The sequence below is a fragment of the Cloacibacterium sp. genome, assembly GCF_047601505.1.
Classification (GTDB): Bacteria; Bacteroidota; Bacteroidia; order Flavobacteriales; family Weeksellaceae; genus Cloacibacterium.
The window spans coordinates 3,298,251-3,314,327 of the sequence record NZ_JASGJD010000001.1 but is presented as its reverse complement, the minus strand read 5'-3'; the positions used below and the strand labels follow the sequence as shown (position 1 = coordinate 3,314,327).

Below are 16,077 nucleotides of genomic sequence, written 5' to 3'. Positions count from 1 at the left end.
TCTTTTATTTTACAAATAAATTCAAATTTTTAAATTTGAATTTACCGCTATTTTGGTATCCTTCTACTACAAAAGATACTTCATGCATTTTTCCCATATCCATTCCTAGCTCTTCCCATTTGGCGAAATGTTTTGAGATATTTATTTCTCCACTACTTTGTTTATTCCTTCGGATACTGAAATACTGTTTGAATGTAGTAATTCCATTTATTGAAGGTTGATTTACTCTTACATTTTCATAAATATCATAATAACTCCCATTCACATATATTTCTCCTTTCAGTTGTGCACTATCTGCCATAGAAGGTATCCAATTTTGCCAATTTTCAATAATATAAAATTCAATTAAAGGGTCAATTGTCCATCCGTAAACAGATAAATAAGAGTTTCCTGCAGATTTTTTAGAAGGTTTATAATTGCAGTTGTAATGCGCATAAAATTCACCAATTTCGTGATGTTTTTTTGTTTGATTGTACTCTAAACCTCTACGTGCTAAATAATTTTCAACACCGCTCCAATTACCACTAAATAATGCTTCATTTCCTATAGTCATACAAGCTGTTCCTTGTGAATTTTGGTTCCACAATTCATATCTGTAACCATCTTTTATTCCTGTTATCTGCTCAGATTTATTATCGATACAAAAAATTTGTGAGCTTATTTTTAGACTTCCAAGAAAAAAGGAAATTAATAAAAAATAAAAGTGGAATATTTTTTTATGAGAGAATATTGTTTTCATGATTTTAAAATTTAAGTTTTATTCAAATACTCTTTAACTAATAATTTGTTATAATACATTAGAATTAGATATGTATTTTAGCTATAAATGCTTAAGCATCAGTTGGTTTTCTGATGCTTTGAGGGTAAATAATAATAAATGATTTAAAATATGAATAGTTTTATTGTTTCTTACTCTTTTCTTTCGATAACTTTTTTAACAGCCTTTACGATAGCATCCGCATTAAGTCCGTATTTTTCCATTAATTGTTCAGGCGTTCCACTTTCTCCGAAGCTATCGTTTACCGCCACATATTCTTGCGGAGTAGGAAGTTCTGTAATTAAAAGTTGAGCCACACTGTCTCCTAAACCACCTAATTTATTATGTTCTTCGGCAGTAACCACACAACCCGTTTTCTTTACAGAATTTAGAATAGCATCTCTGTCTAAAGGTTTAATCGTGTGAATATTGATTATTTCCGCATCTATGCCCAGTTCTTCTAAGATTTCTCCCGCTTTTATAGCTTCCCAAACCAAGTGTCCTGTAGCAACAATCGTTACATCTTTTCCTTCGTTTACCATCCAAGCTTTTCCGATTTCAAATTTTTGATTTTCATCTGTGAAAACTGGGATTACAGGTCTCCCGAAACGCAAGTAAACCGGACCGTGATGCTCTGCAATAGCAATAGTAGCTGCTTTGGTTTGATTATAATCACAAGTATTAATAACCGTCATCCCTGGAAGCATTTTCATTAATCCAATATCTTCTAAAATTTGGTGAGTAGCACCGTCTTCACCCAAAGTAAGACCGGCGTGAGAAGCGCAAATTTTCACATTTTTATCAGAATAAGCTACAGATTGACGAATTTGGTCGTAAACTCTGCCTGTAGAAAAATTAGCAAAAGTACCAGTAAAAGGAATTTTTCCGTCTGTAGCTAAGCCCGCAGCAATACCAATCATATTAGCTTCGGCAATACCAATTTGGAAAAAACGATTAGGATTTTCTTCAATAAATTTCTCCATTTTAAGAGAGCCAATTAAATCTGCACATAATGCCACCACATTTTGGTTGGTTCTTCCCAGTTCAGCTAAGCCAGCACCAAAACCAGATCTGGTGTCTTTTTTTTCTGTGTAAGTATATTTTTTCATAATCGAATTCGTATTAATAATCTCCTAAAGTTTCTTCTAATTGGTCTAAAGCACGTTTCAATTGCTCGTCATTAGGCGCTTTTCCGTGCCAAGCGTGAGTTCCCATCATGTAATCTACACCAGCTCCCATTTGAGATTTTAATAAAATACCAATCGGTTGACCATGGTGAGCTAAAGATTTAGCTTCGTCTAAAGTTTTTAGAATTTCTTCCATATCATTACCATTTTCAACTTCTAGAACTTTCCACCCGAAAGCTTCAAATTTAGCTTTTAGATTTCCTAAAGAAAGCACTTTAGAAGTAGGGCCATCTATTTGTTGACCATTATAATCTACCGTTGCAATTAAATTATCTACTTTATTATGAGCAGCATACATTAAAGCTTCCCAGATTTGTCCTTCTTGTAATTCTCCATCACCATGAAGTGTAAAAACCAAGCTAGAATCATTGTCTAATTTTTTACCTAAAGCATGTCCAATAGCAACAGACAATCCTTGCCCAAGAGAACCCGAAGCTACTCTTACACCTGGTAAACCTTCGTGCGTGGTAGGATGTCCTTGTAATCTGGAATTCAGTTTTCTAAAAGTAGCCAATTCGCTTTTATCAAAATATCCTGCATGTGCTAAAACACTGTAAAACACTGGCGAAATGTGCCCATTCGAAAGGTAGAAAACATCTTCGCCTTTACCTTTAATATCAAACCCAGGATTTCTTTTCATTTCGTCAAAATAGAGAGCAACCAAGAAATCTGTACAGCCTAATGAACCACCAGGATGCCCAGATTGACAAGCGTGAACCATTCTAACAATATCTCTTCTTACCTGTGAAGCAATATTTTTTAGTTTTGTAATATCGTGTGACATAATTTTTTTCTTGATTAAATCATTTTTTGAGAATCTTTGATGAATTGTTCTAAACCGCTATCAGTAAGAGGGTGTTTCAATAAAGAAAGAATAGGTTGAAGCGGACAGGTTACTACATCTGCACCAATTTTAGCACAATTGATGATGTGCATACTGTGTCTTACAGAAGCTGCTAAAATTTGAGTTTGATAGTTATAATTATCAAAAATTAGTCTTATTTCTTCAATTAAGTTGAGGCTATCGGTAGAAATATCATCTAATCTTCCTAAGAATGGTGAAACATAAGTAGCACCAGCTTTTGCGGCCAAAAGAGCTTGCCCTGCAGAGAAAATTAATGTACAATTGGTTTTGATTCCTTTGTTTGAGAAATATTTTAGAGCTTTTACACCGTCTTTAATCATCGGTATTTTTACCACAATATTAGGATGAATTTTCGCAAGAGTTTCGCCTTCAGCAATCATTTCTTCGTAAGTTGTAGAAAGAACTTCAGCCGAAATGTCGCCATCAACAATGTCGCAAATATCTTTATAATGCTGAAGAATAGCTTCGTTTCCACTAATGCCTTCTTTTGCCATTAAAGAAGGATTGGTAGTTACGCCATCCAAAATTCCTAAATCATTGGCTTCTCTAATCTGCTCTAAGTTAGCAGTGTCTATAAAAAATTTCATAAGATTAATTATTTTAATTGATAATATTTTTTGCTTTTTAATAATTATATAAAGTGAATCGTTGAATGGAGAAATCATCTACAAAAGACCTGATATGTCTTCCTTGGTGTGTTTGGTCTCCATTAAGATGTTGTAGAACAGTCCATTTTCCATCTTTAAAATAACCTTTGTCGGTTTTCAAAATGCCCACTTTTTTATTGGGGTTTTTAGTATTTTTCATGGTTAGTGAAACTCCAAAACCTACAAAATAGAATTCGTTTTCGCCAGTTTGAATAATAATTCCGCCTGCGGTTTCCCAATTTTCGGCTTTAGAATTAGGTTCCCAACCCAAATTGAATGTGTGTTGCGCTTTAAATTCATAATTGCCAAGCGTAAATGTGGCATCTCTGTTATCTTTATCTAGTAATATTCCTTCTATTTTGTTTTTCCCCCAATTGGTATCTAGCAATGGTTTTATTTGCGCTATTGCCTCATAAGCTTTAGTTAATTTTTCTTCTTTTGGGTGATCTGTTTGTTCTGGATTAAAAGGAGAAAAGCCCAAAGCCTGATAATGCCCAATTGCATAGAGCGCTTTAGCTGCAATACTATTGTTGAACTGGTGTTCTGGTATAAAAAGAGTTTCGTTTTGTTTGGTGTACAAATCGCACCAATGTTTGAAATCGGGATTGTAGAAGTCTGGAGAATACAAGTCTATACTTGGCGAAGCCGCTTTCCAAATATCCAAAATATGTGGCAGAGGTCCAGCACTTGGATATTCACCAGGTTTTTTACCTGGGCGATTGAGAGCTGCATTTACAAAACTAGGTATTGCATATTCTTTTTTTCCAGCAGAACTAATTTCATTTGTATATTTTGCAAAATAGTATGCCATGAAAATTTCGTCTGTTTGAAGCCCTTTTCCAAATATTTCTTCCCAATTTCCTTTGGTTTTGAAACCGTTATTTTTCCAAATATTTAATAAATCTGGATTTAAAATGTTTTTATTTTTTGATAAATAATTCATTAAATCTTTCGGCACTTGCTGATTGAATTTTTCGGTAGCTAAAGGATGATAATCACGAGCCGAAGGAAGCATTCCTATTTCGTTTTCTGTTTGAATCATTATTACGGTTTGCTCTTTGCTATCTACTTCTTTAATATGACGAAGCAATTGCTGGTAAGCATTTAAGTCGGCTTTTAGATTGTTTTCAGAAAAAGGAGTCAAAATTTCTTGGTTTTCGCCTGTTTCATTTTTTGTTCTAGGATATTTTTTTGTATCTAATTTTACCCAAGCTGGTGCGTGACTGGACATGGAGTTTTTCCATGAGCCAAACCATAGAAAAACCAATTTGTAATTTTGTTTTCTAGCCTCAAAAATCAAATCGTCTATTAAAGTAAAATCAAATTTTCCTTCTTCAGGTTCTAGTAATTCCCAATAAACAGGTGTAAGCAATGTATTCATATTCATTAGTTTGAGTTTTTCCCAAACATTTTCCATAGATTCCATTGTGGTAGCAGTAGAGTTTCCCAGTTCGCCACCTAAAATAATAAATGGTTGATTATTAACTATTAATTGCTGTTTGTTTCCTGTTTTTTCTAAATGAGGAATTTGATTTTGACCAAAGAAACAATTGCTAATTGATAATAAAAGAAGTAGTGTTGCAAATATTTTAAACTTTTTCATTTTCATTTTTTTAATGGTTTGGTAGAAATATTATTGATTTACCACATTTACTAATTTTTCTACAATAGTTTTGGCTTTGTAATTTCTATCAAAAAGCAAAGGATAATCTGTTCTTCCTCTTACCGGGAAATCATTTTTCCAAGATTGTAAATCAGTAACGCCCCAAAGTGTAACTCTTCTGATTTTGTTTTGATGTTTTAGATATAATTTGAATAAATCTAGGTATCTGTTTTCCCATACTTTTTCAGCTTCAGCCGGAATTCCAGTTTTATAGGGGTCTAATTCTTTTCTGTATTTATTTACATCAGAAATATTGGCACTAGTTCCCCAAGGTGATGGTAGAGCAGTTACATCAAGCTCTGTAATACTTACTTTAATTCCTAAATCTGAGTAAGTGACGATTGCTTTTTCGTATTCTTCCAATGAAGGAGTCTCTATGCCAAGATGAGATTGCATTCCTATTCCGTCTATTTTTAAACCTCTTTCTTTTAAAGTTTTTACTAATTTTATGATAGCTTCTCTTTTACCAGGAAACCATTCATTATAATCATTATAATAAAGTTCTGCATCAGGATCTGCTTCATGAGCGTACTGAAAAGCTAATGGAATGAATTCTTCTCCTAAAATTTCGTAGAATTTACTTTTTCTATATTGTCCATCATCCAAAATGGCTTCATTTACAACATCCCAACCCTGAATTCTTCCTTTGTAACGAGTAACAATGGTAGTAATATGATTTTTTATACGCTCTTTTAAAACTTCAGGAGTTACATCTTTTCCTTCTTTGTCAGTGAAAAACCATCTCGGAGCTTGTGAATGCCAAAGTAGATTATGCCCAATAATGAACATTTTATTTTTCTCACCAAACTCTACAAATTTGTCTGCATCATCAAAGAAAAATTTTCCTTCTTCAGGTTGTAGATACATACTTTTCATGCAGTTTTCTGCAACTATAGAATTGAATTGTGATTTGATAATATCTACAGATTGTACATCTTTGCCGTGAATCTGATCTAAATTTAATGCGGTTCCTATGAAAAATTTGTCTTTATAGGCATCTTTTAGGGTTACATTTTTAGTTTTTTGCGCAGTACAAGAAAAAACTGCTAACATTAGTATGGGGAATAAAAGTAATAATTTGTATGTTCTCATTTTAATTCTGTTTTTTAGTTTTCTGTGGTGAAAGATGAAGAAGGTAAACCACTTTTGTTTTTTAAATTACCATCTGGATTGTCTGCCCAATCGTATCTTACAGCAATTGGTTCTTTTATATTATCATTCCAAATCACAACTTTGTTTCCTTCAATTTTAGATTTTGCCCATTCGTATTTTCCATCTTTTCCTTTTATTGCAAAGCCTTTTAAATAATTGGTTGGTTGTAAATTATCTGTTCCTTTTTTGAAAGAAAGTATTATTTTGTTTCCTTCAATTTTCATAGATTCATAGATTGGGCCATCTGCAATTACATTTTTTTGATAAGCAATTTTTTCGGCTTGTAGTGCCAGTCTGTCTCCTACAGATTTTTTGTTTAGTGGATGGATGTCATTCCATTCTCCTAAGTCTATGCTTACGGCTAGTCCTACATTGGGTACATTTTTAGAAACTAATCTTTGTTGGTCTCTTAATTCTGCCCAATTGCTTTCTAAAGGTAACTTTCTAGGTTCCATAAAATTTGCCAATTGTACAATTAAAAAAGGCATTTCTTTTTGGTTCCATTTATTCCTCCAATCTAGAATCATTTGGGTTAATAAATTTCCATACTCTTTAGGTTTACCAGTATTGCTTTCACCTTGATACCAAAGTGCACCTTTCACATTATAATGAATTAATGGATGAATCATCGCATTATAAAGTCCGGTTGGTTTCCAGCGAATAAATGTTTGTCCTGGAGCCATTTTTTTCATTTTAGCTCCTATTTTATACTGCCATTCACCTTTTAAATCTATTTTTTGTCCGTCAATTTCTAAATAGTAAGGTTTATCTGCAATAAATTGACCTTTTCCGCTTCCGTTAGAAACTCTTACAGTAATAATGTTTTTTCCTTCTTTTAAAACACCTGTAGGAATATCATACCAACGAGGAGGATATTCATACGTTACATTTCCTACTTTAGTTCCGTTAATGTAAGTAATATCAGCATCTTTTATTCTTCCTAAATTTAGAAAAGCTGCTTTTTTGTCTGCATCTTTGGGTAGTATAATTTCTTTTCTAAACCAAACTGAACCATCAAATTCACCTTCTTTATCTTCCCAAGAGCCAGGGATTTGCATCGTTTTCCAATCAGAATCCTCGAGATCAAAACTTTGCCATTGTTGATTAAGTCCTATATCGCTTTGATCCAATTCTGCATACCAAGCATTGCTAAGCGCTGCTTCTGTAGCTTCTGTAGATTTTATTAAATTATCATCTTGCCATTTTTTGGCTTCTTGCAGATATTCGGGATAATTTTTTAGAGAATTTTCGTTCATCCATGCTTGCACAGGAGAGCCTCCTAAACTGGTATGGATAATGCCAATTGGGACATTATTCTTTTTGCTTATTTCTTTAGCAAAAAAATAGGCAACACCAGAGAAATTAAGAATAGTTTCAGGGTTGGTAGCTTCCCATTTTCCACCATCTAATTCTGTTTGAGGAGCTTTAAAATTATATTTTTGAGGAACTGTAAAAAATCTGATATTTTGATTGTTTGCGTTCTTTATCTCGTTTTCGTAGAGAGGAGTTAATCTTCTCATAGGCAATTCCATATTAGATTGTCCAGATGCTATCCATACATCACCAATTAGAATATTTTTGATGGCAATGTCGTTAATTACCATTTCAAAAGGACCTCCAGCTTTCATGGGAGCGAGTTTGATTTTCCAATTTCCGCTGTTATTTGCGACGGTTTGATATTTTTTATTAAGAAATTTTAAATTTACTTTTTCTCCAGAATCTGCGCTGCCCCAAATGGTAACATTTTGGTTTCTTTGAAGAACCATTCCATCAGTAATTAGCGTTGGGAGTATGATTTTGGCATCGATTGCAATTGAGCTAAATGACAAAAATAATAATATCACGGTAAATTTATAGTTTTGATTTTTCATGTGCTAAGTTTTGATATTTTAAATAAAAATGAATTAATATTTAAAGTTTTTTTTCATAATTATTGTTTTTTAATAGTAAAAAATATTTATTTTACCAATGCGGTTTAATGCCTGGTGCATAAGGAAATTTTAAAGATTTATAATACTCTAAAGAATATATAGGAATCTCCATCTCCTTTGGATATGGAAGATTAGAGATGCTTTGGAAATAGCTCATACAAGCATCTTTCCACCAGATGGCTTCTTTTAGTTGTATTTCTAATAATTGAGAAATTTCTTGATGCCTTTCGGTATCTATGTATTTTTTGGAATCATTCCAAATTTTAATCATATTTCTTACTTCGTTTACACCTTCTTGATATTTTATTCCTAAATTGTCCCAAAGTGTTCTGTCGTTTTTCATTTTATAATCCCAAGGAAGATGATGAAACCATAGCAAATATTCTTCTGGGCAAGATTTTAAATCTCCAAAATATTGAGAAATTTCTGGGGAATATTGAGATAAAGCATTGCTGCCAATAGAAGTTCTGTCAAATCCGATACCATTTTTATCTGCTTTGTGATAATAAACGGGATTCCATTCTGGCCTTGCAAGATTATTTACCCAAGGCCCAGGTCCGTAATGATGATCTGTTCCCATAATGTGATGCAAGCCAAGAGGAGTCATATATTTTACTACACTTTCTCTAGATTTTATCATCATTTTAGAGATTGATGCTACGAAATCTGAATTGTTAGAAAACGTTTGTTGTAACCATTCTTTAGCAATTTGTTCAGAATTAAGCTCAGGATTCCAAGCAAGTCTTCCAAAGCTGTACCAATTAGCTTGTGCAAAAGGATGACCTGTCCAGTTTAAATCATTTCCAATATTAGCAACACCGGCAATTCCACTCAATTCATTTGATCTGCTTGAGATAATTTGAGCAACAGTATTTTCTTTTTCTTTATTTTTGGTACTAGATTTTAATACTTCTTCATATAATTTTGGAAGAAAAACTAAATGAGAACTAAATCCTAAATATTCTTGAGTAATTTGGAATTCCATCATTAGTTTTGACTGAGGCATTGCACCAAATATAGGGTGGAAAGGTTCTCTAGGTTGAAAATCGATAGCTCCATTTTTTACCTGTACCAAAACATTTTCTTCGAATTTTCCATCATAAGGAACAAACTCTCTATAGGCTTGTTTTGCTCTGTCGCTAGAATCAGTTTCAGAATACACAAAAGCTCGCCACATTACAATTCCGTTGTGAGGTTTCAGTACTTTTGCTAACATATTAGCTCCATCAACATGATTTCTACCGTAATTTTGTGGTCCTGGTTGTCCTTCGGAGTTTGCTTTTACAAGATAGCCACCAAAGTCTGGAATATATTTGTAAACTTCGTTAGTTTTTTCATTCCACCATTGCTGAACTTCTGTATTTAAAGGGTCTGCGGTTTTTAAATTGCCAATTTCTATAGGCGCAGAGAATCTTGCGGTAAGGTAAACTTTTATCCCAAAAGGTCGGAAAGTATCAGCCAAAGCTTTTACTTTTTCTAAATAATAAGGCGTGAGAATTAATGCATTAGCATTTACATTATTTAAAGTAACAGCATTAATTCCTACAGAAGCATTTGCTCTGGCATAGTCTATATATCTTCGGTCTATCAGTTCGGGTAATTTTTGCCAATTCCATAGAGAATTTCCTGCGTATCCACGTTCTATTGTGCCATCTAAATTATCCCAATGATTAAGCATTCTTACCTTTAATTTAGGTTCATCTATAATATTGAATTCTTTTTTATTAGGACTAATTTGTAATTCTCTAAGTAATCTAAAAGTTCCATAAAGTAATCCAATAGATGTTTTAGAAGAAATAATTATTCTTTGCTTGCCACTGTTTTTAATGGTTTCGATTACAAATCCTTCGTTGTTTAATTTATTTACTTTTTCTGAAATGTTCTTTTGAGAAGAATCTAATTCTGAATTTTTTTTAAGAATTAAGTCAGCGTTTCCTGTATTAGTGAATTTAGGCTTGAAGCCATACATTTTTAAAGAGGCAAGCTCAAGTTCACTCTTTATTACTTTTTCAGTTTCATTATTTGTATCTAAGGAAATGTTTTTTAATAAGTCATTATAGATATAGGTTTTAGTATATTGAAGCCATAAATCATAATCTTTAGTTATTTGTGAATAAGTAATAAGATTAAAACTAATAAATAGAAGGAAAGTGATATATTTATTAAGTAGCTTCATGTCTAAATTTTATTGAATTTGAAAATATTATTTTGTAGAGTCTCTTTCAACTAATCGTGTTTTTAAAATAGTAACCTCAGAAACATCTTTATCTATTTCTTGATTTTGATCTAAATGATTCAGAATCTTCTTTGCCGCAATTTCTCCCATTTTTTCATAAGGATGAGCAATTGTAGATAGAGTAGGCTCTACAATAGTGGATATTGGATCGTTGTTAAACCCTATTATCTTTAATTGTTCTGGTATTTTGAATCCTAATTTTTTTGCGGTAAGAATTGCAGATACAGCAGCAGTATCATTAGTAGAAAAAATTGCATCAGGAGGATTTTTCATACTCATTACTTTTTTTGTAGCTTTTTCACCTTCTTCAGCACTTAGTGTTTTTAAAACAAAAATAATAGAATCGTCAATAGGTATTTTATTGTCCTTTAAAGCTTGTATATAACCTCTTTTTCTGTCTAAATATACATTTCTGTTTTGTGAGCCTGTGAATAATGCAATTCTTTTGCAACCTTTTTTTATAAGGTGTTCTACAGCTTCATAACCAGCTTTGTAATCATCAATGACCACTTTGTAGGAATCTAAGAGAGGAACTCTATCTACAAATACTACTGGGGTTTTTGAATCGAAAAAGGGTTTGAAATGGTCATAATTATTGGTTTCCATTCCCAGAGATACAATTAATCCGACAACACGGCTAGATAATAAAGCTTCTGCACCTTTTACTTCATTTTCATAAGAGTCATTAGATTGGCAAATAATAACATTGTAGCCAGCTTTTCTTGCGGTGCTTTCTACGCCACTAATTAAAGTGGAATTAAATGATCTGTTAATTCTAGAAATTAGAATGCCAATCGTATTACTTTGATTGTTACGGAGACCAACAGCAAAGGAGTTTGGTTTGTATCCTAATTTTTCGGCTTCTTGTTTTATTAGTTTTCTAGTATTTTTATTGACGTACTTGCTATTGTTAAGTGCTCTCGAAACAGTGGAAGGAGATACATTTAGCTTTGATGCAATATCATATATAGTAACTTGTTTATTCATTTTAAATATTCAAAATCAGATTAAACATGATTTATAAAAGCAAATTTAAAAAAAAATAAGAAATCGATTGCAGAAAATTATCTTTTTTTTCTAAATTAGCCGTATAAAAACTATTTCATTCAAACAGAACACATTAAAACCCTTATTTAAAATGGACACAGGGAATCAAAAAATTTCAGTAGTAGAAAAAATAGGATATAGCCTCGGAGATTTGGCGGCTAATCTAGTTTTTCAAACATTAGTTACTTATTTAGCTTATTTTTATACAGATATTTATGGTCTAAAGGCAGAAGATGCTTCTATTATTACGCTAATAGTAGGTTTAATCGCAGGCTTTGGCTTTAATCCTATAATTGGAGCAGTTGCAGATAGAACTCATTCCAAATGGGGTAAGTTTCGTCCATGGATTTTGTTTACTGCAGTTCCATTAGGTGTAGCTGCTTTATTAGCTTTTAGTACACCAGATTTTTCTTATAAAGGAAAAATGATATATGCTGCCATTACTTATTCTATATTATTGTTGTTGTACGCATCTAATAATTTGCCTTATTCTGCTTTGAGTGGAGTTATTACAGGAGATATGGGAGAGAGAAATAGTATTTCTTCATATCGATTTGTAGCTGTAATGTTTGCACAGTTTTTTGTTCAGGTATTTATGCTTCCAATTATACTATCAGTAGGTAATGGGGATAAAGCTTTAGGAATTGAAACTGTGATGACTTGGCTTGCTGTAATTGGAACATTAATGTTACTCATAACTTTTTTTACGACTAAGGAAAGAGTAGTTCCTACATCTGAACAAGAATCTAGCTTAAAAGAAGATTTAAAAGATTTATTACAGAATAAACCATGGATTATAATGCTTACGGTTACTACCTTTATTTTTATTACATTGGCAATGAAGGGAGGTTCTTATGTATATTATTTTAATAACTATGTTGATGAGGCAAGTTTAAAAGAATTTATCTCTCCAATTACTCATTTTTTTAATTCAATCGGGATGAATTTTTTTGGAGAAGATCCTAAATCTGCTGGATTTGGACTTTTCAATGCCGGTGGAATTATAATGATGATTATTGGAATAACTTTTTCTAAAAGATTTGCAGATAAATATGGTAAAAGAGATGTATTTCTTGCATCATTATTTATATCAACAGTATTTGTAGTGTTATTCGTTTTTTATCCGCCAAAATCTGTGGGAATAATGTTTTCTTCTCAAATTTTACATGGATTTTTTTATGGAATAAGTACTCCCATACTGTGGGCAATGATTGCAGATGTAGCAGATTATTCGGAATGGAAAAACAATCGTAGAGCTACAGCAATTATTTTTTCTGCTATGATGGTTGGTTTAAAAGTAGGGTTGAGTGTTGGAAGTGCTTTGGTAGCATCAATTATTGGACACTATGGATATATTTCAGCTAGTGGAACTCAGAATATAATTCAGCCTGCCAGTGTTGCTACAGGAGCTAAATTACTGGTAAGCATTTTTCCTGCTATACCTTTTCTTATATCATGTGGATTGCTTTTCTTTTATAAGATTGATAAAAAAATGGAAGTGAAAATAGAAAAAGAGTTAGCGGAAAGAAGAAAAAATAACTAATATAAATTTAAACCTTAAATAATTTCAAATGAAAGAACCTAGATATCTAGTAGATGATTTGTATATGGCAGATCCTTCAGCACATGTATTTAACGGAAAAATATACATTTATCCATCTCATGATTATGATTCTGGACAACCCGAAAATGATAATGGAGATCACTTTGCGATGAAAGATTACCATGTTTATTCTCTAGAGAATCCAGAAACGAGTAAAGCTATAGATCATGGCAAAGTTTTAGAAGTAAGTGATATTCCTTGGGGAGGAAGACAACTTTGGGATTCTGATTGTGCCGAAAAAAATGGGAAATATTATCTCTACTTTTCTTTGAAAGACAAAACAGATATTTTTAGAATTGGTGTTGCTGTTAGTGATAAACCAGAAGGTCCTTTTGTTCCCGAAAAGAATCCAATAATTGGTAGCTATAGCATAGATCCTTGTGCTTTTGAAGATGATGGAAATTATTATTTATACTTTGGTGGAATTTGGGGAGGACAATTGCAAAGATATCGAAATAATAAAGCTCAAGAGATAGGTGCTTTGCCAGAAGATAATGCCCCTGCTCTTTGTGCTAAAGTTGCTAAACTTTCTGGTGATATGTTAGAATTTGCTGAAACACCTAAAGATGTAATTATTTTAGATGAAAACGGAGAACCTCTAAAACAAGGTGATACAGAAAAACGTTTTTTTGAAGCTTCTTGGATGCATAAGTATAACGGGAAATACTATTTTTCCTATTCTACAGGAGATACACATTTGTTATGTTATGCAATAGGAGATAATCCTTATGGACCATTTATTTATCAAGGAGTTATTTTAACGCCAGTTGTTGGTTGGACCACTCATCATTCAATTGTCGAATTTGAAGGGAAGTGGTATCTTTTTCATCACGATTGTGTTCCATCTAATGATATTACTTGGCTACGTAGCATGAAAGTAGTAGAGCTAGAATATGATAAAGATGGAAAAATAATAACAATTGAAGGTACAAAAAGTTAGTGTTTTATAATAAGGCGAAAGTAATTTTCAATATTAATACAAATCCGAAGAGTTATTCTTCGGGTTTTTTCATTTTTTGTAATTATACTATTTAACCCGTTGTGCATTATGAATAAAAAGAATAAAGTTGTTCATTCGATTTAAAATCAGTAAATTGTTTTTACCACAAAACATTTACAATGAACAACTTGCAAGCAAATTACGAAAGAAACCTAACGAAGTGGTTCGACGGAGTCAATTTTGGAAGTTTTAAGAAAAATATCCAGTGAAAATCTTCTATCTTACCAAAGACGAGTGCCAAAACTAAAAGATTTGGAATTGATTAGTCTCGTTCTAACTGCTGAATTTATGGGAATTGATAGTGAAAACCATCTTTTTCGCCATATCCCCGATACACTTGGGCAAAAAATAGATCGAAGTGTCTATAATCGACGGAAACGCAGATTAGCCAGTAAGATTAATGAAATAAGAATGAAACTGGCAAGAAGTTTTAACGAACATGAGAAGTTCTTTATCATTGATAGTATGCCTGTAGAAGTTTGCAAACTTTCCAGAAGTCACACCTCAAAAATTTGTAAAGATGCTTAATATTGTTATCCAAACAGAGGTTTTTGTGCCTCCCAACAAATGCATTTTTATGGTTACAAACTTCATGCGGTTTGTTCTATAAGTGGAATTTTCCAAAGTATCGATTTAAGTCCAGCCTCTGTTCACGACATTCACTATTTAAAAGATATTAAAGAACAATTGTCGGATTGTACATTACTTGGGGATAAAGGATATTTGTCATCTGAAATTCAAATTGATTTATTCAATTATGCAAATATAGAATTAGCAACGCCCAAAAGAGTGAATCAGAAAGATTACAGACCTCAATTTTATTTGTTCAAAAAACAGAGAAAGAGAATTGAGACACTGTTTTCGCAATTATGTGACCAATTTATGATTAGACGTAATTATGCAAAGAGTTTTGAGGGATTTAAAACCAGAATATTAGCTAAAATAACAGCTTTAACCGTTGTGCAATTCATCAATAAAGTCTATTTCAAGCGAAATATCAATAATTTAAAAGTCAATATTATCTAAAATGCACAACGGGTACTATTTACTATTAATTTAAAATGATTAATAAAACTATTAGTATTTTAATACAGAATAGATATTTTTTTTGTGTTTGAAAATATAAGTTATGCATTTTTAAGGTTTAAAAAAAATATTGAAAACATACTTTCCTTTTTTTCTTTACCAACCAGCAATTCCACTTTCTAGTGCTTTAAAATAATTTTCTTGATTAAAAATATACAAATCCGGAGATTTGTGTGCGCCACCTTTTCTTTGTTCGTCTAGTTTTTTTAGAATTCCAATATTTTTAATTTTTCTGTAAAAATTTCCTCGGTTCAATGTCCTGCCAAGAATTGCTTCATACAGTTTTTGTAGCTCAGGAAGTGTAAATTTTTCAGGAAGCAAGTTTAAGCCAATTGGTTTATAAGAAATTTGTTCTCTTAATGTATTTAACGCTTTTTCTATGATTTTTTTGTGATCCATCGTGATATTATAATTTTCTAATTCATCTAGAAAAATCCAATCACAAGATTCACTTAATTCGTCCCCAATTGGCGAAACATCTTTATGATTTACCAATGCATAATAACCTACACTAATAAACCTTTGCTTGTGCCAAAGGTCGTCTGGGAAATCTTCAAAGGTCTTTTCACTTCTATTAAATTCACTAAAAACAGAAAATTCCTGAAGAAATATATCGCTTAATTGAGTTCTTTCTTTTAAAATTCTCTTTGCCGCAGACTCTAAGTTTTCTTCTTTTTTCATGTATCCACCTGGTAAAAACCATTGTTGGTTGAATTTCATTTTTAGAAGTAAAGCTTTTAGTTGTTCTCCGTTAAATCCAAAAATTACAGTATCCACAGAAATATGCGGAACATAAATTTCGTAAGCTTTTTTAGAATTATTGATGATGATTTCTTTAAAATCCATAGTTCGTTTCTCTGTACAAATGTAGTATTAAATCGGAGAATAGTTCATATTAAAAAA

General features: G+C 32.1%; 12 protein-coding genes and 1 pseudogene. 3 read left to right on the top strand and 10 right to left on the bottom strand.

What is annotated here, in order from left to right; all coding sequences use genetic code 11:
• Positions 1–4 precede the first annotated feature (4 nt).
• The 9 genes from QM746_RS14945 to QM746_RS14905 form a co-directional block, all read right to left on the bottom strand.
• Complete coding sequence (locus QM746_RS14945; RefSeq protein WP_414984952.1) at positions 5–739, bottom strand: glycoside hydrolase family 11 protein; 735 nt, start codon at positions 737–739, stop codon at positions 5–7.
• 170 nt (positions 740–909) lie between these two features.
• Positions 910–1,866: a transketolase family protein gene (locus tag QM746_RS14940; protein ID WP_414984951.1), complete on the bottom strand. Its 957-nt coding sequence runs from the start codon at positions 1,864–1,866 to the stop codon at positions 910–912.
• A gap of 13 nt (positions 1,867–1,879) precedes the next feature.
• Complete coding sequence (locus QM746_RS14935) at positions 1,880–2,728, bottom strand: transketolase (RefSeq protein ID WP_414983346.1); 849 nt, start codon at positions 2,726–2,728, stop codon at positions 1,880–1,882.
• A 14-nt stretch (positions 2,729–2,742) separates the two neighbouring features.
• Positions 2,743–3,396, bottom strand: coding sequence for a fructose-6-phosphate aldolase (gene fsa, locus QM746_RS14930; protein WP_414984950.1), 654 nt, complete (start codon positions 3,394–3,396; stop codon positions 2,743–2,745).
• A 37-nt stretch (positions 3,397–3,433) separates the two neighbouring features.
• The gene (locus QM746_RS14925; RefSeq protein ID WP_414984949.1) at positions 3,434–5,059 is read right to left on the bottom strand and encodes a DUF5597 domain-containing protein; all 1,626 of its coding nucleotides are present in this window, start codon (positions 5,057–5,059) and stop codon (positions 3,434–3,436) included.
• A gap of 30 nt (positions 5,060–5,089) precedes the next feature.
• The gene (locus QM746_RS14920) at positions 5,090–6,211 is read right to left on the bottom strand and encodes an endo-1,4-beta-xylanase (protein WP_414984948.1); all 1,122 of its coding nucleotides are present in this window, start codon (positions 6,209–6,211) and stop codon (positions 5,090–5,092) included.
• A 14-nt stretch (positions 6,212–6,225) separates the two neighbouring features.
• Positions 6,226–8,142: a sialate O-acetylesterase gene (locus QM746_RS14915; protein WP_414984947.1), complete on the bottom strand. Its 1,917-nt coding sequence runs from the start codon at positions 8,140–8,142 to the stop codon at positions 6,226–6,228.
• A 91-nt stretch (positions 8,143–8,233) separates the two neighbouring features.
• Entirely contained in the window at positions 8,234–10,378 is a 2,145-nt protein-coding gene (locus QM746_RS14910; RefSeq protein WP_414984946.1) for an alpha-glucuronidase family glycosyl hydrolase, read from the bottom strand.
• A 27-nt stretch (positions 10,379–10,405) separates the two neighbouring features.
• On the bottom strand, positions 10,406–11,425 hold the full coding sequence (locus QM746_RS14905) for a LacI family DNA-binding transcriptional regulator (RefSeq protein ID WP_414984945.1): 1,020 nt from the start codon (positions 11,423–11,425) through the stop codon (positions 10,406–10,408).
• 151 nt (positions 11,426–11,576) lie between these two features.
• Here QM746_RS14905 and QM746_RS14900 point away from each other — a divergent pair, with 151 nt between their 5' ends.
• From QM746_RS14900 to QM746_RS14890, 3 genes and pseudogenes are all read left to right on the top strand, one after another.
• Positions 11,577–13,028, top strand: a complete 1,452-nt coding sequence (locus QM746_RS14900; protein ID WP_414984944.1) for an MFS transporter — start codon at positions 11,577–11,579, stop codon at positions 13,026–13,028.
• 28 nt (positions 13,029–13,056) lie between these two features.
• On the top strand, positions 13,057–14,028 hold the full coding sequence (locus tag QM746_RS14895) for a glycoside hydrolase family 43 protein (protein WP_414984943.1): 972 nt from the start codon (positions 13,057–13,059) through the stop codon (positions 14,026–14,028).
• A gap of 258 nt (positions 14,029–14,286) precedes the next feature.
• A pseudogene (locus tag QM746_RS14890) lies at positions 14,287–15,114 on the top strand (IS982 family transposase).
• A 156-nt stretch (positions 15,115–15,270) separates the two neighbouring features.
• Here QM746_RS14890 and QM746_RS14885 read toward each other — a convergent pair.
• Complete coding sequence (locus QM746_RS14885) at positions 15,271–16,020, bottom strand: NUDIX hydrolase (protein ID WP_414984942.1); 750 nt, start codon at positions 16,018–16,020, stop codon at positions 15,271–15,273.
• Between the last annotated feature and the right edge of the window lie 57 nt (positions 16,021–16,077).